Here is a 2,105-nt window from a genome sequence, read left to right on the forward strand (position 1 = left end):
TAATATTGGATCTTCAGAAACGGATCCTCAGGCCCGCAGTGAGGTTTTGACCGCTGCTTTCGGCTCCAAATTCGCTGTTGCCGCTGAAAAAGAGGTTTGCCGCCGACGAAACCCGCAGGTTCACGCCTGCTCCGACCGTGGCTAGCGTGCTGCTGCGGCTCACGCCCGCGACAGTCAGGTCATCGGATACGCTAGCATAGGCAGCAGTCGCAAAGCTGCTGTTGCCGCTCAGCTGATGCAGAACGCCCGCGGAAAGCCACGGATTGATGCGAGCCTCGGCCGGGCCATGCAGTTCGAGCGCGCCGCGCAGGAAGCTGGCCTTGGTCCGCCGTCCCTGGACATCCAGTGCCCAGACAGCATCACCCGTCTCGCTCGCGCTGCCGCGGCGCGAGGATACATGCGTGAAGCCGACCTCGGGTTCGAAGCTCCAGCCATCGTCAAGAGCGAAGGCATGGCTCAGCGAAATATCCGCCGTCCAGCTGCGCAAGCGATAATGGCTGCTGAGTTTGCTGCTGCTGAGCAGGCTGCGGTCAGTGTCAGCCTTGCTGCCGTCATGGCTGAGCGAGGCGGCGACATGGAAACTGCCAAGCGACGCCTGCGCGACTGCGCCGGCCATGATACCGTCGGCCTTGGTCCTGGCCTGAAGCGCACCGATCTGCTGGCGGGCGTCGATATAGCCGACGAACGCGCCGAGCGAGGCCGTCTGTGAGCCGATACCGATGCCGGCAAGCGCGCCATAGGTCGAGATATTCGCTCGCGCGGTGCCGAGCGCCGCGTCGCCGGGGAGGCGGCGCCAGCCGCCGAGCGTCTGGCCGAAGGTGAAGAGGCCCGCTTCCTCACCCCGCGCGCTGGTCGAGGCGGTGCGCAGGGTCGAGGCGATGGCCAGGCCATTTTCGATGCCGATCTGCGAAGCGGAAGCATAGCTTTCCGCGTTGAGGCGAGCGGCGGCTGCCTGATTCACCGTACCATCTGCCAGCAACAGCGAAGGCGCCGCATTCAAAATGCCGCTGGTTGCGGTGCCGGCGATCAGCAGGTCGTTCAGATAATTGACCGTCTGCGTGACCTGGCCGCTGGCGCCGCTGCCAAGCACGAACTGGCCCAGCAGGTCGATACTGTGATCGCCCTGCCGGACAAAGCCCACAACGCTGGATGCCTTGTCGATGGTGGTGAAGCTGCCGGTGATGCCGCCGGTGGTCGTGATCAGTTCATAGGTGACGCCAGGGGTCAGCGGACGATTGCCAGTGATCCTAAGCGTCGCCCCCGGCGCGATGTTGAGCGAACCATTGATGATAAGCGCATCACTGATGGTCGGCGTCATTTCGAACAGGGTGGTGGAGTTGCCCGCCAGCGCGACATTGCCGTTGATGGTCATCGTGCCCGGCGATGAGCCGGGGGAAAGGATGCCCTGCACCGTAATATCGCCGTTGACAGTCCCCGCGCTGCCAAAGGTCGCATCCTGCTTGACCAGAATGGAGGAGGCGTTGAGCACCGATCCGGTCCGACCGATAAAGCGGCCGCCGGCAAGGGTCAACTGACCGGTGGTGAAGTCATCCGACAGAGCGAGCGTGCCGCTGTCCTGCCGCGTGCGTTCGAAGCCAGTGAAGCCGGACAGCCACAATTCCTGCGGTGCCGCATCGGTGCCGCCGGTGGCCAGGATCAGCAGATCGTCGGTGCCATTGGCGATGACAGGCCCGCTGACCGAGGAACCGGCGCCTACGGTGAAGCTGTTAGTGCCCCCGCTAAGGGTGACGGGTCCTGCAATACTGCCCAGATTGACGAAACTGTTCGTTCCCTCTGCGAAGCTCAGGGAGCCGGTGATGGTGCCAAGGTTTACGAGGCTATTGGCACCGGAGGCAAAGACGATGCTGGTATCGCTTGCGGTCTTGAGCGTCTGTCCGGCGGCCAAAGTGAGATGGGCGTCGCGCAGCACGAGGCTGTCGATCGAAAGCGGGCCATCGGTGGTGATCGTGCCAGTGCCGGTGATCGACTGTTCTTCGAAGTTCACGAACCTGTCGAACGGCACCTGGTTGAGCAGACCTCCGCCGGTGATATCGATGACCAGCGCGTCGGTTCCGGCGCCGCCGTCAACGATGCCGTTGAGTGTG

At 63.5% G+C, this 2,105-nt stretch carries 1 protein-coding gene; it reads right to left on the bottom strand.

The genetic code is table 11. The annotated features are described in order from the left end of the window. Window positions 1-13 precede the first annotated feature (13 nt). The coding region (locus tag MJ601_RS21710; protein ID WP_242130471.1) for an autotransporter family protein at window positions 14-2,105 on the bottom strand (2,092 nt) is incomplete at its 5' end.

This window comes from Sphingobium trunci (assembly GCF_022664535.1).
GTDB lineage: Bacteria > Pseudomonadota > Alphaproteobacteria > Sphingomonadales > Sphingomonadaceae > Sphingobium.